The sequence below is a fragment of the Streptomyces sp. ISL-100 genome, assembly GCF_018614615.1.
Taxonomy (GTDB): domain Bacteria; phylum Actinomycetota; class Actinomycetes; order Streptomycetales; family Streptomycetaceae; genus Streptomyces.
Genome location: NZ_JAGGOK010000012.1, coordinates 78,223 through 99,778 on the forward strand (window position 1 = coordinate 78,223; position 21,556 = coordinate 99,778).

The window sequence follows — 21,556 nt, forward strand, 5'->3', positions numbered from 1 at the left end:
TACCTACTGGACCTCTCGGACGTAAAGCGGACCAACCGAATTGAGCGGGTCATCGAGTTCCGATACGACGCCGACTCCGAAGCCGGGCGGGATCGGCTCGTTCGCGAGGTGGAGCCGGTCCGCGATGCGGCGGGGCAGACCGAGGTGTTCGAACCGGCCGTGGACGATACGGTCCGCGCTCATCGGCTGGGCGACGAAGCGCGAGACGGTGGCGATCTGGAACCGCTCCCGGCCGTGGGACACCAGGATCGCGATCTCACTGATCTTGCGCGAGCCGTCGGCCATGCGCGACAGCTGGACTATGACGTCGATGGCGCTGTTGATCTGGTCCCTCAGCGCTTCGAAGGGGATCTCGACCTCCGACATCGAGCCGAGAGTCTGCAGGCGCATCAGCGCGTCCTCGGCGCTGTTGGAGTGAACGGTGGCGAGCGAGCCGTCGTGGCCGGTCGACATCGCCTGGAGCATGTCGAGCGTCTCGCCGCCGCGCACCTCACCGACGATGATGCGGTCGGGGCGCATGCGCAGGGAGTTGCGTACGAGGTCGCGGATCGTGATCTGGCCCTTGCCCTCGACGTTGGGCGGGCGGGTCTCCAGGCGGATGACGTGCGCCTGCTGAAGCTGGAGCTCGGCCGCGTCCTCGACGGTGATGATGCGCTCGTGGTCCGGGATGAGGCCGGAGAGCGCGTTGAGAAGCGTGGTCTTTCCGGAGCCCGTACCGCCGGACACGATGACGTTGAAGCGGGCGCGGACCAGAGCCGACAGCAGCATCAGCATCTGCTCGTCGAGCGTCCCGAGGCTGATCAGCTCCTGGAGGCGGTACGCGCGCGGGAAGCGGCGGATCGTGAGGGTGGGGCCGGTCAGGGACAGCGGCGGGATGATGACGTTGACACGCTCGCCGGACGGCAGGCGGGCGTCGACCATTGGATTCGACTCGTCGACGCGGCGGTTGACGGTCGAGACGATGCGCTCGATCGTCTGCATCAGCTGCTCGTTGGACGCGAAGCGCATGGGGAGCTGCTCGACCCGGCCGGCCCGCTCGACGAAGATCGAGTCGGGGCCGTTCACCATGATCTCGGTGATGGACGCGTCTTCGAGGAGCGGTTCGAGTACGCCGAGTCCGAGCGCCTCGTCGACGACCCGGCGGATGAGCTGGGAGCGCTCGGCGGTGGAGAGGACGGGGCCCTCGCGGCTGATGATGTGGGCGAGTACGCGCTCCAGCCGGGCCCGCCGCTCGGCCGCCGCGAGGGAGGACATCTCCGCGAGGTCGATCTCTTCGAGCAGCTTGGTCCGGTAGGTGGCGACCAGGTGGCCGTCCTCCCGTCCGCCCGCGTGCTCGTCGGGGGCGGTGATGCGTGCCCGCAGACTCATGTGCGTAACTCCTCGCTCGTGCGGCTCGCTCCAGCGGATCTCGGCGTACGGATCTCCGTGTACGGATCTCGGTGTACGGGGCGGGGCTACTACCGCTCCTCCTCGTCGGCCGGCATCGTCACTGAGCGCCGGACCTCGCCGAAGTTCTTGATGCCGGGGACGACCGAGGGGATCGGCACCGTGGCCGTCGCGGTGACGTTGCCCCCCAATTCGATGTCTGTGCCCTCGGCCAGCCAGCCACTCATGGCCGCCTTGCCCGTGACTTCTCCCTGGCCCCGGAGCTCCTCCTGCGCCTCCGTACGGGCGGCCGCCCGCGCCGCGGTGCCCGCCTGGGAGGCGGCGTAACCGACGATGCCGAGCTGGATGCAGGCCATGGCGACCAGCAGCAGAATGGGCAGGAAGCCGGCGAATTCGAGGATGGCTGCACCTCGGTCACGGTCGTGGCCGCTGATCCGGCCACTGATCCGGCGGCGTAAAGGTCTCATTGGTTAGTCCCCCTCCAGCGCGGCGCCCGCGCTGCCGGTCACGTCCCACGGGAAGCTGCCGGCCCCCGGGAACAGGATGGGCGTATTGAGCTCGACGCGGGCCTTCCACAAGTTGCCTTCCTGCACGCAGCTGATGTCCCCGGCATCGTCCTGCCAGGACGACGGCAGGTGTTCCGTGGCCGCGGCTTCGCATGCCGCCTGCGTGCCGCCACCGCTCGTCGCGGCCGCCGTGGCCGCCCGCGCGCCCTCGTCCGCCGCGTTGCCCGCCAGCGAGAAGGTGTAGCCGAACAGCACCGCCTGCCACATCGCGATCATCACGAAGAGAATCAGTGGCGCCATGCCCGCGAGCTCGACGGTCACGGCTCCCCGGTCCTTGCCCCGCCCCCGGAAGCCGATCGCTCCCCGGTCGCTCCTCAGCAGCTTCCCGCCGCCCTTGCCGCCTGCGCCCGCCGCCGGCTTCACCAGCCCCAGTTCGCCGGCGAGCGCCCACAGTGCCTGCTTGACCGTGCTCCGGCTCTCCAGGTCCTGCATGCGGCCGGCGTCCGTCGCCGCCTGGAGTTCCTTGAAGTTGGCCGGAATCGCGGCCCGCGCCACCTTCGTGCCCGTGATCCGCTCGACCAACGGCGGCTGGATCTCCGTGTTCCGGTTGTGCCGGTTGACGACGGTGGTCGTCTCCTCCGCCTTGCGGATCTGCAGCCGGTCCCACATCCGCACCATGCGCTTGGCCGCCCGTACCGCCACCACGTCCGGCGTGACGACGAGCAGTGCCTGGTCGGCCATCTCGATGGCGGCCGCGTTCGCGCTGTTCATCTGCGTACCGCAGTCGACGACCACGACCTCGTAGCGGTTGCGCAGCGCGCTCACCACCTGCCGCGCCACCCGGTCGGTGACCTCCTCGCCCCGCTCGCCCTCGGCCGGTGCCAGCACCAGGCTGACGCCCGTGGGGTGGGAGAAGACCGCGTCCTGGAGTACGCGCGGCGAGATGTCGGCGATGCCGGCCAGGTCGACGATGGAGCGACGGAACTGCACGTCCAGGTACGACGCCACGTCCCCGGACTGGAGGTCCAGGTCCACCAACGCGACCGTACGCCCCGACGCCTTTGCCGCCAGTGCCAGCTGTACGGCGACGACCGTGGCCCCGGTGCCGCCCTTCGCTCCGGTCACCGTCACCACCGTGCCGCCGGGCCCCGTGAAGACGTCGGGCCCCGTGCCCAGGTGGCGGCGTACGCCCGTGGACCAGGAGGCGGCGCCCTGCACGCGGGCCGCCAACTCCTCATAACCGAGCGGCAGTCCGACCAGACCGCGCGCCCCGGAGTCCATGGCGGCCGTGAAGAGCGCGGGGCCGGTGTCGGCGGTGACGAGTACGACGCCGACCGCCGGGAAGCGGAGAGCGACTTCCCGGATCAGCTCCAGCGCGGGCACAGGACCGATGCGCTCATGGACGAGGACCACTTCGGGCAGCTCGTCGAGCGATTCGCCCGCGAGCCGCGCGAGGGTGTCGAGGAGCGACGTCGAGTCGGTGACGGGAGGGGCCGGTTCCGCGTCGGGGAGCTGGCTGAGGAGGGTCGTGATGGCGCGGGCGGCATCAGGGTCGCCGACCGCCGGGAGGATACGAGTCGTCATACGCCGGTCCTCACTTGTCCCCGTCGAGGGTGTACTCACGGTCGCGCGGCGAAATCGTGGTGTCGCTGCCGTCGGCCACGAGGGCCAGGCGCACATGCTCGGCGAAGGACTCTGCGTACGCCACGCGCTGGGCATCGAGCGTGTTCAGCGCGAAAGTGATCGGTACGGCGTCGGTGGCCCGGCGGCTGCGGTCGTTCTTGCCCGGCTCAAGTGCCGTGATCTTGCCTACGTCGAGCACGCGGGCGCCGGAGACAATGACCTGGGACTTGTTCGGCTGCCCTTCATCCTCGCCCTCGAACGTGGCGTAGATATTCACGCTCGAACCAGGGTTGATCTTGCCCGCCACCCCGGTCGCCGCGTCAATCATGATCGCGATTTCCTGCTCCCCGGAGCCCAGTTCGGGCTTCTTCACGATCATGTCGCTCTGGAGGAGCGAACCCCTTTGGAGCTGGGTCACCGCGATCTTGCCGCGTACCTCGGAAATGTCGGTCACGGCATTGGCGGAAAGCCACCGCTTCGGCATCGAAATCTTCTCGAACTGGCCCGCGTCGAGCTGTTTGTACGGCGCCACGTCGCTCTTGAGCCGGTACGCCGCGACTTCCGGGCCAACCTTTGAGTTCACATCGCTGATCACGGAGAGCACGCCGGCGAACGCCCCGAAGGCGCAGAGAACCGACAGGAGCAGCAGAATGACGCCGCGGCGCTGACGTGAGTTCATGGAGACGGGCTACCTCGATCAGAACGTCGGATCAACGGACAGTGAGCAAGCCATGGAACAGTTGTGCTGCTTGAGGGATATGGTGCCCCGCCCGGTGCTAGGGCGACCCCTGGTTCAAGACACCGACCGCCCGGGATTGGTTCTCGGGTGGTGGTGTGAGTGGGGCCGAACAGAACCCGCAGCGGTCACCGATGAGTTCGATACCGCACCAGTGGCACTTCTCCCGCCGTACGGACGCCACCAGTTGGTAGAGCACGGAAATGTCCGGCAGAAAGGCGGCGAACTCGATCATCTTCGCCGTGCCCCACCAGCGGGGGGAGTCGGCGGGCAGTCCGGTCTCCTGTACGCCGGAGACCTGCCAGGCGGGCGCGAGAGTCCCGGTGACCCAGTCGGAGGCCAGGGTTCCTTTTCCGACGAGTAGCTGGGTGGCGAATTCGGGTCCGGTCAGCCCGGCGCCGGTTCCTGCGCTCGCGCCTGGGGCGGGGGTGGCCGTCGCAGTGCCAATTTTGATCAACTGCGAGTTCGGATTGGCCAGTACGCCGAACTGGGTGCCGGGCATCCACGACTTCGCGTGCGCTTTCAGACTGACGGGAACCCGGTCGAGTTTCGTGACCGAGTTGAGCAGCGCGCCCGCGTAGATGTAGTGCGACAGCAGCCTGGCCGCCGACGCGACGACGCCCGCGCTGAAGTCGCAGATCGACAACTGCCGGAGCTGACGCACGAGTACGGCTACCGCGAGGGGCGGCAGGTCGAGCTTCAGCAGGGCAAGCCGGTCCGTTTCCAGCATCGAACGGATGGTGTGGAGACGGCGTTCGTGGGCGGCGGGAATCGAGGCGGGGTAGAGGGCGACGACGTACCCGTACCGTTCCAGCATGACGTTCATGTCGACGAGCGCGGCTTCGAGCGGCTGGGCGTCCGGGGCCTGGAGCAGGGCGGCGGTGGGAGTCTGCTGATCGGTGGGCGGCAACACCAAGTCGGCGCTGGTGACTGCGATCGCGGTCGGCACGTTGGTTTCCCCGTTCACTCCGTACGCCGCTGCTCCCGGCGCCCGCAGATCGATACTGCTCCGTCGTGCTGCACCAGCACTTTATCCACGGCCTACGTGGCGGAGAACACTTTTCCTTTTTCTTGTACGGGGCTGTTGGGGCTGTTGCGTGGCAGGGCCAGGTGAGTTGAGCGGGGGCGCGGCTGGGGAACCACTGTTTGCTTCTGGGGGTTTCGGGTCGTCCCGAGCGCTCCAGGGTCGGTGGGCCGGACCGGCGCGTCAAGGGCGCTCCTGCGTCGCGTCGCCTGCGGCGATTTCGCTGCGCTCCACCCTTGACCCGCCGCCCCGGCCCGCCGCTAACGCTTTCCACGGGGACGGCCCAAAGAAAAACGCCCTGCACGCAAGCTGGGAGATGGGCGAAGGTCGGTTCGGTGGCTGTCGGCCCGGTGGGTGGGGCGCGGCGGGTTGAGCCGGTGGCCCGGCCCCAGACTCAGCGACTGCAGGAACGGCCGCTGGTGCGACACCCCCATTCCCACGCACACGACCACCCACGCCGGGCGGCCGACTGGCCTGCCCGGTCGACCTGCGGACTGTCCCGCCCGCGGGTGGGGCGCGACAGTTGAATGGGGTGACTCGGGCGAGCACAGCGTCCACCCCGTCCGGTGACCGGTTGGGCCTCAAGCACGTGGCTGGTGTGGGTGGGTGGAGGGTTGCCCGGGAGCCAGTGGTCCTGCCGATGGTCCGGCCGGACGGACAACGCGGCCGCGCGGCCGCTCAGCCGCTGGGGTGGGCCCGACGTTCACGACGATCACGACGGGCTCGGCGGCACTCGGTGGGGCTCGAGGCGGCTCGGTGGTCCGAATCCACCACAGGACCAACCCGTATGCCCATTTCACCCCACTTTCGGCGCATAGGGGTGGCTTGAGTGGGCGTGATGTGATGGATTCGGTCCACGCGATGCCCCGCCAGCCACGTCAGCCCCCACCGACACACGATTCGGCCGCCCAGGCGCGATACCTGCGGGCCGGGCTGACTCTCTGACGAGAAGAGGGACTCGGCGGCCCCGAGGCGGCCGAGTCTTCCATTTCGTTCCAGCCGGATGAGGGGAACCGGCCGTAAGGCGAACCTGTACGCCCGCCAACGGCTCCGCATCGGTATCGGCATCGGCATCGGTATCGGTATCGGCTCAGGGTTCACCACACTCGGCACGAGGCGAGTTCTTGAGGCCGGCAGAGGGGCCCGTCGGGCCCCGCCGCCGTCTCGACGCTCATGCCGAGGGGGCTCCTTCTCCGGGGTGCGCCCACATGCGCTGCGCGCAGCCTTGTTGGTGGCTGCAGCGAGGACGGTCGCCTGGTAGCGGATACCTACTGCCCGGGTCCTTCTTGAGACGGCTGATCCCGCATTCGACCTCGCCGCGTGGCCGATTGGCGGGCGTGGGCGGTGTGAGCGGTGGGCTCGTGTGGCCGGAAGGCTGGGGGTGTGGTTGGCGTGCCGAGTTTCGGACTTGGTGCTCTGTGCTCGGTGCTCTGTGCGTGGCGTCGCCTGCTGGTTTCCGGGGGCGGCGCTCCGAGACCCACTGGCAGCGCGGCGCCCTGCCACCCACCCACATCAGCAACGTGCTTGAGGCCTAACCGGCCGCCGGTCGGGGTGGACGCCGAACCGGCCCGAGTCCCCCCATTCAACTGCCGCGCCCCACCCGCAGGCGGGATGGTCCGCAGGTCGCCCCGGACGGCCGCCACCTGCCTACGTGGGTGAAGCGTGTGCGTGGGAATGGGGATGTCGCACCAGCGGCCGTTCCCGCAGCCGCTGAGCCTGGGGCCGCACCACCCCATAAGCCTGGTGCGCCCCACCCCCACACCCGTTGCCCGGCAGCGAGACAGCAGCCAATTGCCGGAGTTTCCCCGTGGGCTTCCCCCGGGGGGCCGCCCCCCAGAAGCATTGCGGCGGAGGTTCGGCGGTCAAGGGTGTAGCGGAGCGCAATCGCCGTAGGCGACGCGACGCAGGAGCGCCCTTGAGGGGCGGGCCTCCGACGCCAACCTTGGTAAAGGCGGCCCCCACAGCAGACGCGATCAACGCCCCGGGCCCGCCAACGCCCCGGGTCTTAGGCGGTGAGCGTGCCCCGCCGGACCGCCGTGACGAAGCTCGCCCAGGCGTTCGCGCGGACGACCAGGGCGGGACCGTGGGGGGCGGTCTTGCTGTCGCGTACCGGCACGATGCCGGTGAGGCCGTCCGCGACCTCGACGCACTGCCCGCCGCTGGCGTTGCTGTAGCTGCTCGTGCGCCAGGTCGCGGCGCCGGGGAACCGCTCGGCTACCTCTACACAGTCGCCGCCGGTGGCGTTGCTGTAACTGCTCTTGCGCCAGTACGCGTCGCTCAAGTCAGTGCCGTTGCTTACCATTTCGGTAGTCCTCTGCCGCAGCTTCGATCATGGCCAGGGACGCCTCGGGTGGCAGTGCGGCGGCCCTTAGCAGATCGTACGACCTCCGATAGTTCTTCACGAGCGCCGGATAGTCGATGAGTTGGCCGCTGTGCTGGCTCTCGATGTAGACCACCGGTGGCGCATCCGGGAAGGCCATGACCTTGGTCGTGCCCATCATGAGGGGATGCGATACGGCCGTTTCCGGAAGGATCTGCAGAACGCCCTGTGTGGATCGAATCACCTTCAGGATGTGCTCCAGCTGCTCCGCCATCTGTTCCAGTGGCAGCAGCGGCTTGCAGATCAGCGATTCATGAACGATCGCCCAGAACTCAGGCCGGTCCTCACAGCCCCAGATCTCCGCACGTTCCGTACGCGCGCTGACCTGCCTGTCGACGGTTTCCGGTGGCAGCCACGGCGCCCCAGTCCGTACGACCTTCCGCGCGTACACCGGGGTTTGCAGCAAGCCCGGCAGAAGCATCGGGGCCCACTCCTCAATAGCCTCCGCATGCCGCTCCATCTCCGCCACATCCGCGAAGTACTCCGCGTGCCCCGACTGCTTCGCCTTCCGCGCGTCTTCACAGCGGCGTACGAAAAAGCCGTCCGTCGCCAGCCGCTCGTCAACGTGCCGGGCCAGGTCCAGCGGCATTCGCCGCTCGCCACGCTCGATCTGACTCAGGAACGGGACGCCACGGAAGCTGCCTTCCGCCAGCTGTTCGAGCGTGAGGCCCGCCGTCTCCCTCTTGAAGCGCAATTCGGCGCCGTAGAAGGACGGGACGTTCGCCGAAGCGTCGGGATCCTTACGAGGGGGCACAACCCACCACCGCCATTTGCCAGTTGATCAGCGCAACTCAGGGACCTTTTACGATAGGGCGGATCGCGCCACTGTGTGAGCAATTCGTCACTCAGAGCACTGAAAGGCGTACCGCCATGGTCACCCCCGCGCTCCTCCTCCACCTCGAATTGCTCGCCCTCCCCAAGGCCGTTCCCGAAGCGCGTCGCGCCGTGCGCGAGCACCTCGGCGCGCCCTGTGCCGACGTGCAGCTCTGCGTCAGTGAGCTGCTCACCAACGTGATCACGCACGTCGGCGAAGGCACTCCCGTAACCCTCCGTGTGAGCGAGACCCGCGACCGCCGCACCACCCGCGTCGAAGTCACCGACCCCGACCCCCGTGCCCTGCCCGTGCACCTCAAAGCCGCCGCCGACGCCGAGTCCGGGCGCGGAATGGCTCTGCTGGCCGCCGTTGCCCTTCGCTGGGGGATTCGGCAGGGGGCCGACAGCAAGACCGTCTGGTGTGAGTTGTCATCCGTTGGCGATCGCCCAGAGTGGTGAGACCTCGGCGCCACGCAGCGTCTTGGCGCGGATCGAGTCCATCCCCAGGTGCAGTTCCGTCTCACCGCTCCGGTAGGCGTGTTCGATGGGGAGGTAGTAGGCGAGGCTGAAGTACTCCTGGGCGCCGCGCAGCCGCGGGTAGTCGAAGCCGAGTGCGCGTACCCACACCGTGCCGCCGAAGCGGTAGAACAAGCTGAAGCCGACCATCGTGCCCCCCAGGAAGCAGCCGAGCACCGTCCCGGAGTCGCCCATTCCGTCCGCCTGTTGGCGAAGAAGGCCGGCCATGGCCGCAGGTTCCGAGCCGTGGCCGTGCCGGTCCTGGAGTCCGGCCAGCAGTTCGCCCGCCCGGTCGGCGCACTCCGACAGCCTGAGCTCCCGGACCTCGTAACCCGCCTCCTGAAACGCGCGCCGCTCTCGCCGGATGACTACGCGGCGCTTCGAAGGCAGGGTGCCCAGGTAGTCGTCGAAGGACGAACCCGGCAGCGGGATGGCGGCATCCTGCTGGAGGTGTACGGGGTCCGTGCCGCAGACGTCCGCCAGTTCCTTGGCGGCGGAGTCCTTCACGTACAGCCACCAGGGTTGTGCCTCGTGGCGCGCTCCGAGCGTACGCGCGGCTTCCAGCAGGAGTTCCAGGCAGCGCCGCCGCTCACCCGCGGCGAGCGAGGGGTGCAGCAGTGGTGCGTTGAGGTATCCGCGCCGGGCGCCCGCCACCACAACCCGCCGCTCGGGTGCGGCGCCGGGGACGAGTTCGGCCACGCGGTAGAGGGCGTTGGGCTCGCAGTGGACGACGTACAGAGGTGTCGCCGCGACCAGGCGGCCCGCGTCGTCGTGAACGAGCGCGTAACGGGGCTGCGCGGTCGGGTCGCTCTCCTGCGCGGTGAGCCAACGGTGGCTGAGGTAGAGCCCCACCGAGCCGGCGAGGGCGTCCCACTCTTCGCGCGGCACAGCGGCAAGGCTGGGGGAAAAGGACAGTCTCACGATGCGGGCTTCCTGCCTTTCAGGGTGACTGCGGCGGGTACGGCCAGCACGCTCACCAGCGCCAGGAACACCCACGGCAGTGCCACGTGCCAGTCCAGCAGCGCGGTGAACAGGACCGGCGCCACGGCGCTCCCCGCCGACCAGGAGAACTGGAAGGCAGCCTGGTGGCGGCCCTGGAGGCGGGCAGGCGCCAGGGTGACGCTGAGTTCGTTCAGCGCGGGCGAGCACAGGATCTCGCCCAGGGTGAAGACCAGGACCGCCAGGAGGAGGCCGGCGGCCACCAGCCGCCCCGGTGCGCCCGTCAGCGCGGCGAACAGCACGAAGGACCCGCCGCTCAGCGCGAACGCCACGGCGATGACGCGGTGCGGCGCGTACCGCTGCGCGCGCCTGGTGACCAGGGTGGACGTCAGGGCAACTGCGGCGGTGTTGACCACGAGCAGAGCGCCGGCGATCCACGCTCCTGCGTGCAGGCTCTCGGTGATGTAGACGGCCAGCAGTACGGACGGCACCATCTGCGCGAAGACGAAGGCGAGGTTGGTTGCCACCAGCAGCAGATAGCGGCGGTCCCGTAGTACGTCGCGCCAGCTCCCGCCGGTGCTGGGAGAGTCCTTGGGCTCCGGCGCCCCCGCCTCCGCGTCCCCACCCCTCCCCGCCGGCCGCCACGTACCGAAGAGGAAGGCCGCGCACACGAACGTCACCGCGTTCACGGCGACGAGCACGCGGAGCCCTCCGCTCCCCGCCGCCGCCAGGACCACCGACGCGACCGCGGCCCCAGCGCCCAGCCCCACGTTGCGCAGCGCGCCGAGGAAGCCGAACCACAGACGCTGCTGATCGGGCGCGGCGGCCAGCGCCACGAGCGAACGGCTCGCCGTCCAGTACAGGTTGATGCCGGTCTGGATCGCCGCGTACACGGCGCCCACGTGCCACGCACTGTCCGCGAACAGGGCCCCGGCGAATCCGGCGGCCGAGACAAGATTCGCGGATACGACGACGGCGCGGGGCCCGTACCGGTCCATCAGTACGCCGGCCAGTGCCGGCGCGGGTAACGCCAGCAGATGGCCGGTCGTCAGCGCGGCGCCGATCACCGCCAGGGACAGTGGCGTGGTGCTGACGAAGTACACGACGGTGAAGGCGAGTACGAGCCCGGTGCCGAGGCTGTCCACGACGTTCGCGGCGACGAATCTTCCCGCGCCGGACACGTCGGGGAGCCCCCAGGCGTGTGCCGCCCTGCTGATACGGCTGCCCGGGCGCGTTTTCGTGGCGCCGGTCACCGGGCCGGCGGGGCTGTTGGGACTTCCAAGGCCGCCGACCCTGCCGGCGCGAGCAGATTGCGGATCTTCTCCAGCATCTCCGGAGCGATGAAGCCGGTAGCGGCGGCGAGTTCCCCCAGTTCCTTCGTCACGCGGGCCTCGTCACCACGCGGGCATGTGAAGGTCATGATGCCGCCGTGGTTCTCGCCGTCGATGATCAGGTCGTGCGCGGTCACCAGGTCGACCCGGGACCGAAGCTGCGACACGAGCTCCGGCGTGGGGTTGCTGATCAGGCACTCCAGCGCCCAGCGACCGGGGCGCTCACCCACTGCGTCCGGCCGTGGCCACTCACCCAGAAGCATGTGCACCAGCGACTCGAACGTGTTGTGCCCCGAGGCCGCGACGGACAGTGTCGTTGCCCCGCCGATCCGTGGGTTGACCTCCAGCACGTGATAGACGCCGTCGCTGTAGATCATGTCGACGTTGACGGAGCCCTGCACACCCAGCGCCGCGCACATACTCTTCAGGCGCTCCGCCACCGGCCGGAAGTCGGCGTCGGGCCTTTCGCGCGGCCCGCAGTACCGCAGGTCGGCGAAGGTGAAGGCCGGCGGGCCGCCGGCCGTACCCGTCCAGCACAGAGGCTGTACGCGGTACTCGCCCTCCGCGCCGACGATGTCCACCGTGCACAGCTCCCCGACAACGCACCGTTCGAGCAGCACGTTGCCGCTCGGCGCGTCGAGGAGGTGGTCGTCAAGAGCATCGGGGCTGCCGATGAAGCGGATGCCCATGCTGGTGCTGTCCCACAGCGGCTTCGACACGAGCGGATAGCCGACGTCCCGGGCGGCAAGGCGGATGCTGTCCGCGTACGCCGGGACCGGCAGGCCACGGCCGTTGAGCAGGTCCCCGTCGACCAGGACGCCTGGCGGGGTGGTCAGTCCGTGCTCCGTGAGGAGGCGCTTGGTCTCCCACTTGTCACACAGCACCCGCGTGGCAGCCGGTGGCGTCATCACCGTCGGAATGCCGTACGCCGCCAGCTTGTCCTTGATCACGGAGTCCCGGAGCGCGTTCTCGTCCGGCAGGGAGATGGAGATCGCGCCGTCGGCGCCCCAGCGGCGTAACCGCTCGACGATCTCGTCCGGCGTCGCCGAAGCGTCCACCTTCTCCGCGCTCCCCGGGAATTCCCCGGGGGCGCAGGTGCCGTGCGTGTAGAACAGTCTCGCCTCCGCGCCGTGGGCGCGCAGCACGCCGGCGATGCCGTGGATGTAGGGGTCGGCCCGCTGGATGTCCACGGACCGCAGAAAGGCGATGCGTCGCCGCATTGGTATCAGCTCACTTCGGCTTCGACTTCGGGTTCTTCTTCGACTTCGACTTCAACTTCGACAGATGTGCCGGCGAGGGCGGTCGCGGCGGCGGCGTTCGCCTGTGCCGGAGTCTCGGCGGTGACGAGGAGATGTCCGACGCGGGCGGAGTTGTCGCGGGCGTCGCGCACGGGCGTACCCGGCTCCACGGAGATGTGGCGCTCCACGCCTTCCTCCTGCGGGCCCCGGACCCGCACGCCCCGGAAGATTCCGGCGCGGGGAGGCGTCAGAAAGCGAATCGCGCACGCACGCTCACGGGTGGCCGTGGTGTCGGGGCGCTCGCCGAGCACGGCCTGGAGGTACGCGCGTGCCTCGTCGACGCCGCAGGCGTGGCGTACGACGTCGACGAGATTGTCGCCGGGCAGCCGGGCGCCGACCTCCAGCACCACCGGGTCGGATTCATGGGACGCGATCTTGACTTCGGTGTGCGCCACACCGTCGCGTATGCCCAGGGCGGTCAACGCCCGCTCGGTCACGGCATGGACACGTGGCAGCAGGTCACGGTGGAGGGGCGCCGGCGCGGTGTGCCCCAGTTCGGCGCGGAAGGACCCGCCCGTGGTGTGCTTCTCCACCACCGGCATGTGGAAGAAGCTGCCCTTCGAGGCGATGGTGTCGATGCTGTACTCGGCGCCGCTCACGTACTCCTGTACGACGACCCGCTGGTCGAGCTTCACCTGGTGCGGCTCGGCCGCCGGCCAGGCCTGGGCCTCCCGTACCGCCTCCGCCAGCCCGGCCGCCGAGCCGACCACCGAAACGCCCCAGGAGCCGCCCTGCTCCGCGGGCTTGACCACCAGTGGGTATCCCATGCCAGCCAACGCGATCCTGTCGACCGCCTCCGCCCACGTACGGGCGATCACCGTCGCCGGGGCGGGCACGCCGCCCGCGCGGAACGCCTCGGCCATGGCGGCCTTGTTCCGGCCGGCGGCCGCCAGCTCCGGTACGTTCCCGGGGAGCCCCAACCGCGCGGCCAACTGCGCGACCAGGGGAGTGAAGAACTCCCAGCACCCCGCCACACCGTTGATGCCCTCCGCGCGACAGAACGCCTCCATGTCCTTGAGCGCGCGCTGCGAGTCGGCGAGGTCGGTGAACACGGCGCCGCGCAATCCGCGCCGCAGCGCCTGCGGGTAAGTGCCGTAGACGTCCTCGTGCGTTGCGACGAACGCCTCGATCCCCAGACCGTTCGCGGCTTCGACCAAATACGAGCCGGAGTTGGCCAATGCCTCTATGAGCAGGACCTTTTTCACGTGCTGCCGCCCCCGTTCAGTTAGTGGCGAACAGTAGACAGCACGCTCGTCGGTGAGGCCATCAGCGCGAAGTCCAAAGCGCGGCCCGATCAGCCCAGTTGTTTTGTAGCTACGCCCAAGTGGGGGGGGAGGCGGCGGAACATAGTGGATAGGGCCGCCCGGTGTTCGCGGTTTGCCGCAATTTCGGAGGTCCGCACAGGGTTGCGCGCCGACAAGAGTGGAGAATTGGTGGTTCCCGACCCTCTGGTACTCGCCGGTACGCGGATTCACTGACGTGGTCCACTCAGGCACCGACGAGGGGAACTACGTGAACGACATCACCAATGTGCTCAGCAGCTACATCGAGCAGGGTGTCATTCCGCCATTCAACTATTCCTATCCGTCACGTTCGACCTACCGCCCTCTGGACAGTTCGTGGAACGTCGACGACATCTGGGCGAGGGATCTCGAGAACCACCAGACACCGGAACTCAACCTCTATCTGCACGTCCCCTTCTGTCGCTACAAATGCGGGTTCTGCAACCTCTACACCGTCATATCCGAGGACCAGGACGTCTACGACGCCTACATGGACGCCCTGTGCACGCAGTTACGCGACCACACAGAGGTCATCCAGGCCCGCAGGCTGCGGACCATCTACATCGGCGGCGGCACTCCGAGCCTGCTCTCACTGCGCCACTTCGAGCAGCTCTTCTCCACCATCACCGAGATTTACCCGAACTGGCGGAGCACCGTCGAGGATGTGGCGATCGAGGCCACCCCCGACTCCATCGTCAATGAGCCCGACACCCTCGAAGGGCTCATTCGCATGGGCCTGACCCGCGCGAACGTCGGTATTCAGTCGCTCGTACCCCAGGAGATCCGCGAAGCCGGCCGCGGCCAGGCGAACGAGCAGGTCATCCGGCGCGCCATCGAGATCACCCGGGAGAAGAATCTCCCGGACCTGAGTACCGACCTCATCATGGGCTTCGCCGGGCAGACCGACAAAAGCTGGTGCCAGTCCGTCGACGAACTCGCGGCACTGAGCCCGGAAACGATCAGTACGTACTTCCTGACGGTCCGGCCGGACGCCTGGTTCTCCAAGACCGGCGCCTACCAGTACATGTGGAATCCCGACCTCTACAAGCGGTACGACTACGCGAACCAGGTATTCCGCGAGGCCGGTTACGTCCAGGAGTCCAACGTCCGCTACAAGAAACTCGGGCGGGGCGGATACGCGCAGAAGGTCCTCACCTTCCACGGGGTACCGCTGCTCGGCCTGGGCGTCGGCGCCCGCAGCTACTCCAGCGTGCTGGACTACATGGTGGGCAGCGTCAAGCCGAGCATGGCCGAGATCGGCAACTACATCGACAAGGCGCGCAGTCACCGGCTGACCCCGCAGACCGGCTTCGTCCTCACCCCCGAGGAGAACATCCGCAAGCGGCTGGTCCTGGACCTGTTCGACCTCAATCTGCGCGAGCTCGACCGATTCGGGTACCGGGAGAAGGCCCACCTCTTCGAGCCCGTCATCTCCGCGAGCGAGGAGACGGGGCTGCTGCGGCGCCTGCCCGGCGGACGCGTCCAGCTCACGCCGGACGGCTTCAAGTACCGGGACATTCTGTCGTGGATGTTCTTCTCCGACGACGTCGTCGACCTCGACCGTGAGTACTACGAGAACCTGCACCAGCAGAACAAGCGAGCCCAGAAGGTCATGGGCGAGCCGCTGCGCATCTCCGGCATCACGAGCCGCGCCACGGCTGACAAGCCGGCCTGAGCCGGCCTGAGTTCGTTTGAGTCCTTCACTTCCGTGCGTCGCGCCCCGGCCTGCGGGCCGGGGCGCGTCGCTGACCCGTCACGAAAGGAAACACCACCCCGGTGACCCGACTGCTCATAGCCGCCGGAGGGGGAGGCGACCCCATCGGCACCGCACTCGTCCACAAGGCCATAGCGCCGCACGAGGACGCTGTCGTCCTCACCTACGCCTGGGAGCGGCTGACCGTCGATCCCACGCCCGGCCCCCTGGGGCCCGTCCACTTCACGGGACTGCGCGGACTCACCCCGCACGTGTACGTCGTCGAGCCGGACTCGGCGCCCGTCCCGCCCGCCGGATCGACCCTGCCGCGGCTCGCCGGGCAGCTTCCCGTACGGCTGTGGCTGCTCGACCCGTACGCGGGCATCCCCGGCCTGGCCCTGCAGATTGCCGAGGCGGCCGATTTCTGCGGCGCCGACGAGGTCCGGGTCGTGGACGTGGGCGGTGACATCGTTGCCCGGGGTGACGAGCCCACCCTCGCCAGTCCGCTCCCGGACGCCATGGCCGTCGCCGCATGCCGCGCCGCCGGAGTGCCGGCCACCGTGTACCTGGCCGGCCCCGGCCTCGACGGCGAAGTGCCCGAGGAGCAGCTGCTGCCGCGCCTGGGCGACGACTGCTTCACCCTCGGCCCGGGGGACACCGTATGGGCCGAGGGTCTCTTCGACTGGCATCCCTCCGAGGCCGGCGCCCTGCTGGCGGCGGCGGCCCGGGGACTGCGGGGCGCCTGCGTGACCAGGGATACCGGGGCATCGGTTCCGCTGACCGGGGCGAGTGCTCGCGTGTACCGGATCGCCCTGGACCGGGTCCTGGAGCTCAGCCCCCTCGCCCGCGCGCTGTACGACGCCTCGCCTGACACCCTCGACGCTGCCGAAAAGGTCAGCATTGCCACGTACGGCTTCTCCGAGGTCGAGCGCGAGCGTGAGCGGGCCCGGCTCAGCAAGCGGGAGATCCCGGTCACGGAACGGATCGAAGACGCCCTGCCCCACCTCGACACCTGGCTCGCCGAGGTCCGGGCCCGGAACCACCCACCCGGCCTGGAGTACGTCACCTTCCGCTGCGCCACCGAGGCGCTGGGCTTCCACTGGTCGCAGAGCTCGCGACTGCGGGCGGTCGTCGCCGAGCACCGTCCGGAGCTGTACGACTTCCCGCTGCTTGCCGCCCGCCAATCCCCTTCTGTACCAGAGGTCTTGACAACTCAATTGGTCTGAACCATTTTAACGACCAACAAGAAACGGTGGCCACCGTCCCAGCGTCTCCTCCCCCAAACTCCCCCACCGGAGGCAGCAAGTGGACCGCCCATCACTCCCCGCCCTCACGGCCGCCCTGACCACGGCCGTTGTCGTCACCGCAGGTCTGGCCGCACCCGCCGCCCAGGCGGCCGACCTGAACGTCGCCAAGAACGCCGGCTTCGAGTCCGGGCTCAGCAACTGGGCCTGTTCCGCAGGCAGCGGCGCCACCGTCTCTTCCCCCGTCCACGGTGGCGCCGCTGCCCTCAAAGCCACCCCTGCCGGGCAGGACAACGCCCGCTGCTCGCAGACCGTCACGGTGAAGCCGGGTGCGACGTACACGCTCAGCGCCTGGGTGCAGGGCGGGTACGCCTACCTCGGCGCGAGCGGCACCGGCACGACCGACGTCTCCACCTGGACGCCGGACTCCTCCGGGTGGAAGCAGCTCACCACGAGCTTCAAGGCGGGGCCGTCCACGACGTCCGTGACGGTCTACACCCACGGCTGGTACGGCCAGAGCGCCTATTACGTCGACGACCTCTCGGTCTTCGGCCCCGACGGCGGCGGTGGCACCGACCCCGAGCCGGGCATCCCGGCAGCCCCCGCCGGGCTCACGGTCGGGGCGACGACGTCGTCGTCCGTCGCGCTCTCCTGGTCCGGCGTCAGTGGCGCCACCGGTTACAACGTCTACCGCAGCGGTACGAAGGTCCAGTCCGTCACCGGTACCTCGGCGACCGTCTCGGGGCTGGCCGCGGACACGGCGTACGACTTCCAGGTCGCCGCGACCAACTCGGCGGGCGAGTCCCCGAAGTCCGCGACCGTCAGCGGCAGGACGGCACCCGGCAGCGGCGACCCCGGCCCGGGCCCCGGCGTACCCAAGCACGCGCTGACCGGCTACTGGCAGAACTTCAACAACGGCGCGACGGTGCAGAAACTGCACGACGTACAAGCGCAGTACGACATCATCGCCGTCTCGTTCGCCGACTCGACCGCCACGCCCGGCCAGATCGTATTCAACCTCGACCCGGCCGTCGGGTACGCCGACGCCGCCGACTTCAAGGCCGACATAGCGGCCAAGAAGGCGGCCGGGAAGTCCGTGATCATTTCGGTGGGTGGCGAGAAGGGCAACGTCACGATCAACAGTGACGCCTCCGCGACGGCCTTCGCCAACAGCGCGTACGCCCTGATGCAGGAGTACGGCTTCAGCGGCGTGGACATCGACCTGGAACACGGCATCAACTCGACGTACCTGACGAAGGCGCTGCGACAGCTGTCCGCGAAGGCCGGCTCCGGGCTCGTCCTCACGATGGCGCCGCAGACCATCGACATGCAGTCCACCGGCACCGAGTACTTCAAGACGGCGCTCGCGGTGAAGGACATCCTGACCGTGGTCAACATGCAGTACTACAACAGCGGTTCCATGCTGGGCTGCGACGGCAAGGTGTACTCGCAGGGGTCCGTCGACTTCCTCACCGCGCTCGCCTGCATCCAGCTGGAGGGCGGCCTGGCCCCGAGCCAGGTCGGCATCGGCGTACCGGCGTCCACACGGGGCGCGGGCAGTGGGTACGTCTCCCCGTCCATCGTGAACAACGCCCTTGACTGCCTGACGCGCGGGACCGGCTGCGGATCGTTCAAGCCCGCGAAGACCTACCCCGGCCTGCGCGGCGCCATGACGTGGTCCACGAACTGGGACGCGACGGCGGGCAACGCCTGGTCGAACGCGGTGGGCCCGCACGTACACAACCTGCCGTAACGGGCGAGTCCCCGTGCAGCGCCGCTGCTCCCCCGGCGGCGCTGCCGTAGACCATCGCGCAGAGCGGCCTTGGTGACGCTTCGCCCTCGCGCGACGATTCCCTTCGGGCCCGGATGGGCCCCCACCGTCGTTTGCGTGATCGCGCACGTCGGCGAAGGCGCTCCCGTCACGCTCCGCGTGAGCGGAACCCACGACCGCTCCCGCCTCCGCGTCGAAGTCACCGACCCCGATCCGCGTGCGCTACCCGTGCACCTGCGGGCCGCCGAGGACGCAGAGTCCGGGCGTGGGATGGCGCTGCTGGCGGCGCTCACCCTGCGCTGGGGCATTCAGCAGGGGGCCGACAGCAAGACCGTCTGGTGTGAGCTGCGCGCCCAGTAGCAGACAGGTCGCGCCGGCCGGGACGACAGGCAGTCAGAGCAAGCATGCAGCCCAGGGCGTGGTCTGCCCTGCCCCTGCCCCTGCCCCTGCCCCTGCCCCTGCCCCGCGAGGATCAAGCGGGCTCCGGCGACTCGGGGCCGATACGGATCAAGGCGCTGGCCCATCCCATGCCCACCCCGACGACGATGATGCCCGCCACCCACAGAGCGTGGTGCCAGAGCGGGCCGGGCCGCACTGTCTCAACGTCGTCGGGGCCGACGGGGTCGGAAGGGTCGACAGGGTCGAGGAGTTCCATCACGCCCAGAAAGACGCGCTCTGGCATCCGCACGTTCCCTCGAAGGGGCAATCACGTGATCGCGTCAGCCCCTCGTCTGTCCTGCCACGTCGGCTACTCACTCCGGTCTGAGTAGCCCTCCTCACGCGGCGTGCCGCGGCGCCACCTAGCCTCTTGGTCATGAGTTCCGCTGCGCAGACGACCAGAATGTTCCGGCACACCCCGTGGGTGGAGGGGCTGTCCACGAAGGCGTTGGCTGTGGGTGCCGTCTCGCTTGTCGTTCCCCTGCTGGGCATCGCCGCCGTTGGATACGGTGTGTACACCCTGCGGCAGGTACGGCGTGCGGAGCGGTTCAGCGGCCCTGGCGACTGTGCTCCGTCGCGTGCCAGGACGCGGGCCGTGGCCGGTATCGCGCTCGGTACGGTGACGCTCGTGGCGCAGCTGGCGTTCGCCATGTGGTTGCGTTGGGCACTCGTGACGATGGGGCCGTTTTAGTACTGCAACGGCCATCCAGTAACGACATCGACGATGACGCATCGGCAGGTACCGTCTTCCACACACATCACGGTGCGTCGAAAACCATGACCTGAGATGCCCGCGCCTAACTCGCCGCAGGGCACCGGCACGGGTCAACTGCGTCGGTGCCGCTTGCGGGCTACGGCAAAGGCGCCGCCCGCGAGGATCGCCGCTGCCGCTCCGATGATCAGGCCCAACTGACCTACGCCCTCGGCCTTCTCGCCGGACCCTGCCACGACGGCATTGCCTCCGGGCTTTGCCTTCGGGGCTTGGGACGCGGCCGACGCGGAGGGGGTGGGCGGGCTCGAAGGGCTGGGCATCACCTCGTCGGGGAGTAGCTTGGCGTCCGGGGCACCTGGGTTGCCCTTGCCGTCGAGGACGTTCATCCCCGGGCGGATCCCACCATGGCCCGAGTAATAGCTATGGGTGCCTTCCACCCAGCCTTCCCGGTCGGCCGTGTCGAAGAGGACACGGAGGACCTGGTTCGCAGTCCATTCCGGGTGGACGGACCAGACCAGAGCGGCAGAGGCGGAAGCGAGTGCGGTGGCGGCCACAGCTCCACCGCCATCGTCGCAATAGCTCTGGAACTCAGCGTCGCACCAGCGCGGGATGTCCTCGCCGGGAGCCGAAATATCCACATACTTCCCGTGTTGGGATTGCCGGGTCGCCCGGCCCCCACGATCGCTCGAAGCAACACCGACGACTTCCGGGAACCGGGCCGGGTACTGCGCCTTGTTCCCCTTCTCAGCGGTGTCGCCCACACCCGCAATCAGCAGCTTGCCCTTGTGCACCGCGTATTCCAATGCTGAGTGCTGCCCGAACGTGTCCAAGCCAATGGTGTGTTCGTTCCCGACTGAAATATTGATGATCTGGGCGTCACTGTCCGCCGCCGCCCGGATTGCACGGGCCATGGGATCGTTGATTCGCGGCACGTCATCGTGCTTGAGGAGCGGTATCCGTACAGGGATGATCTTTACGCCTGGTGCCAGACCTCGCAGGCCACCGCCTTTCCCCGTACCGGCGATCAACTCGGCAGTGGTGGTCCCTTGCCCATGGTAATCGTTCGTCGATCCACCCGCTGCTTCCTCAGTGGCATTCACGCCCTTCAGGACCTGCCCCTTCAGCGAAGGCGTGGACGGATTGACGCCGGAATCGATAACGGCGACCTTGATGCCTTCGCCAATGGTGACCTTCCACATCTCCTCGGCGCGCATCGCGTCCAGATACCACTGGTTCGACTGCGCGTCCGCGGCGACGGCGGTTGGGGCCATACCGCCGACGACCATCGCCCAAGCGCCGGCCACAGCCATCGCGCAGAACATGCCTCGCGGCAAGCCGTGCGGCGCACGGCCTTTCCTGACCTGGCTCATTCCTGCCGTACCGACGCAATCCATTGCTGTAGGACTCATCAGTTATCGCCCCAGGCCCTTCGTAGCAGGCGCGTCGTCGTTACCCGACTGCTTGGGTTCGCCGCTCTTCGCACGCTCCTGCTGCGCCGCGTGCTCCTGGTCGATACGGTCCCGGATCACCGCGTACCGTCGCCGCACGTCCTCCTCCACGTTGTCGAAGCCGACCTCCGCAGCGTGCACGCCGATACTCAACGCCTCAATCTGGGCGCCAAGGTTCTTGGAAAGTGAAACAAGCTCCTGGTGAACACGGTCGTACTGGCCGAAGAGCGACTCGGCCTCGTCGAATTTCGCGTTCAGGCCGCTGAAGGAGGCCCGAGCAACCCGCTGCTCACCCACCTTGGTGCTACTGCCGGCCCCGCCCTCGAAATCTGCCAGCAACGCGCTCACCCGCGTCTGGAATCGCTTCAGCGCACCGACGCCACGCTCAAGGTCGCTCACGACCGCTCCCCTCGCC

20 protein-coding genes are annotated in these 21,556 nt (G+C 68.7%); 6 read left to right on the plus strand and 14 right to left on the minus strand.

Features of this window, described 5'->3' with window-relative positions; translation table 11 throughout:
• Positions 1-3: 3 nt before the first annotated feature.
• The 7 genes from J7E89_RS07405 to J7E89_RS07435 all read right to left on the minus strand — a co-directional run bounded on the left by J7E89_RS07405 (position 4) and on the right by J7E89_RS07435 (position 8,409).
• On the minus strand, positions 4-1,368 hold the full coding sequence (locus tag J7E89_RS07405; RefSeq protein ID WP_214969758.1) for a CpaF family protein: 1,365 nt from the start codon (positions 1,366-1,368) through the stop codon (positions 4-6).
• Between the two features lie 89 nt (positions 1,369-1,457).
• Positions 1,458-1,853, minus strand: coding sequence for a TadE family protein (locus J7E89_RS07410; protein ID WP_214969760.1), 396 nt, complete (start codon positions 1,851-1,853; stop codon positions 1,458-1,460).
• 3 nt (positions 1,854-1,856) lie between these two features.
• Positions 1,857-3,476 carry an AAA family ATPase gene (locus J7E89_RS07415; RefSeq protein WP_214969762.1) on the minus strand — a complete coding sequence of 540 codons (1,620 nt, stop codon included), beginning with the start codon at positions 3,474-3,476 and terminating at the stop codon, positions 1,857-1,859.
• Positions 3,477-3,486: 10 nt separating this feature from the next.
• Positions 3,487-4,194, minus strand: coding sequence for a Flp pilus assembly protein CpaB (cpaB, locus tag J7E89_RS07420; RefSeq protein ID WP_214969764.1), 708 nt, complete (start codon positions 4,192-4,194; stop codon positions 3,487-3,489).
• A gap of 97 nt (positions 4,195-4,291) precedes the next feature.
• Complete coding sequence (locus J7E89_RS07425) at positions 4,292-5,200, minus strand: hypothetical protein (protein ID WP_214969766.1); 909 nt, start codon at positions 5,198-5,200, stop codon at positions 4,292-4,294.
• A gap of 2,080 nt (positions 5,201-7,280) precedes the next feature.
• Positions 7,281-7,577 (minus strand): DUF397 domain-containing protein, encoded by a 297-nt coding sequence (locus J7E89_RS07430; protein ID WP_214969768.1) that lies wholly within the window; start codon positions 7,575-7,577, stop codon positions 7,281-7,283.
• Positions 7,558-8,409 (minus strand): helix-turn-helix transcriptional regulator, encoded by an 852-nt coding sequence (locus tag J7E89_RS07435; RefSeq protein ID WP_214969785.1) that lies wholly within the window; start codon positions 8,407-8,409, stop codon positions 7,558-7,560. Before J7E89_RS07435 ends, J7E89_RS07430 begins: the two co-directional genes overlap by 20 nt.
• A gap of 116 nt (positions 8,410-8,525) precedes the next feature.
• Here J7E89_RS07435 and J7E89_RS07440 point away from each other — a divergent pair, with 116 nt between their 5' ends.
• Positions 8,526-8,927, plus strand: a complete 402-nt coding sequence (locus J7E89_RS07440; RefSeq protein ID WP_214969790.1) for an ATP-binding protein — start codon at positions 8,526-8,528, stop codon at positions 8,925-8,927.
• Here J7E89_RS07440 and J7E89_RS07445 read toward each other — a convergent pair.
• The 4 genes from J7E89_RS07445 to J7E89_RS07460 form a co-directional block, all read right to left on the minus strand.
• Positions 8,898-9,905, minus strand: a complete 1,008-nt coding sequence (locus tag J7E89_RS07445) for a GNAT family N-acetyltransferase (protein WP_214969793.1) — start codon at positions 9,903-9,905, stop codon at positions 8,898-8,900. The two genes, J7E89_RS07440 and J7E89_RS07445, sit on opposite strands and share 30 nt — an antisense overlap.
• Entirely contained in the window at positions 9,902-11,104 is a 1,203-nt protein-coding gene (locus J7E89_RS07450; RefSeq protein ID WP_308315371.1) for an MFS transporter, read from the minus strand. The genes J7E89_RS07445 and J7E89_RS07450 overlap by 4 nt, the downstream gene beginning before the upstream one ends.
• A gap of 68 nt (positions 11,105-11,172) precedes the next feature.
• Positions 11,173-12,474: an acetyl-CoA carboxylase biotin carboxylase subunit family protein gene (locus J7E89_RS07455; RefSeq protein ID WP_214969797.1), complete on the minus strand. Its 1,302-nt coding sequence runs from the start codon at positions 12,472-12,474 to the stop codon at positions 11,173-11,175.
• A gap of 5 nt (positions 12,475-12,479) precedes the next feature.
• On the minus strand, positions 12,480-13,757 hold the full coding sequence (locus J7E89_RS07460) for an ATP-grasp domain-containing protein (protein WP_214969811.1): 1,278 nt from the start codon (positions 13,755-13,757) through the stop codon (positions 12,480-12,482).
• 307 nt (positions 13,758-14,064) lie between these two features.
• On the opposite strand from J7E89_RS07460, the gene J7E89_RS07465 reads away from it, so the two are divergent.
• The 4 genes from J7E89_RS07465 (at position 14,065) to J7E89_RS07480 (ending at position 18,903) form a co-directional block, all read left to right on the plus strand.
• On the plus strand, positions 14,065-15,510 hold the full coding sequence (locus J7E89_RS07465) for a coproporphyrinogen-III oxidase family protein (RefSeq protein WP_214969828.1): 1,446 nt from the start codon (positions 14,065-14,067) through the stop codon (positions 15,508-15,510).
• 101 nt (positions 15,511-15,611) lie between these two features.
• Positions 15,612-16,754 (plus strand): DUF1152 domain-containing protein, encoded by a 1,143-nt coding sequence (locus tag J7E89_RS07470; protein WP_214969830.1) that lies wholly within the window; start codon positions 15,612-15,614, stop codon positions 16,752-16,754.
• 115 nt (positions 16,755-16,869) lie between these two features.
• Positions 16,870-18,525 (plus strand): chitinase, encoded by a 1,656-nt coding sequence (locus tag J7E89_RS07475; RefSeq protein ID WP_251060249.1) that lies wholly within the window; start codon positions 16,870-16,872, stop codon positions 18,523-18,525.
• A 69-nt stretch (positions 18,526-18,594) separates the two neighbouring features.
• Entirely contained in the window at positions 18,595-18,903 is a 309-nt protein-coding gene (locus tag J7E89_RS07480) for an ATP-binding protein (RefSeq protein ID WP_374196795.1), read from the plus strand.
• A gap of 112 nt (positions 18,904-19,015) precedes the next feature.
• Here the strand turns inward: J7E89_RS07480 and J7E89_RS07485 are convergent, their stop codons facing one another.
• Positions 19,016-19,225, minus strand: a complete 210-nt coding sequence (locus J7E89_RS07485; protein ID WP_214969836.1) for a hypothetical protein — start codon at positions 19,223-19,225, stop codon at positions 19,016-19,018.
• A gap of 132 nt (positions 19,226-19,357) precedes the next feature.
• Here J7E89_RS07485 and J7E89_RS07490 point away from each other — a divergent pair, with 132 nt between their 5' ends.
• Entirely contained in the window at positions 19,358-19,672 is a 315-nt protein-coding gene (locus J7E89_RS07490) for a hypothetical protein (protein WP_214969839.1), read from the plus strand.
• A gap of 134 nt (positions 19,673-19,806) precedes the next feature.
• On the opposite strand, the gene J7E89_RS07495 is transcribed toward J7E89_RS07490, so the two are convergent.
• Positions 19,807-21,003 (minus strand): S8 family serine peptidase, encoded by a 1,197-nt coding sequence (locus tag J7E89_RS07495; protein WP_251060217.1) that lies wholly within the window; start codon positions 21,001-21,003, stop codon positions 19,807-19,809.
• 102 nt (positions 21,004-21,105) lie between these two features.
• Positions 21,106-21,540, minus strand: coding sequence for a hypothetical protein (locus J7E89_RS07500; protein ID WP_214969841.1), 435 nt, complete (start codon positions 21,538-21,540; stop codon positions 21,106-21,108).
• Between the last annotated feature and the right edge of the window lie 16 nt (positions 21,541-21,556).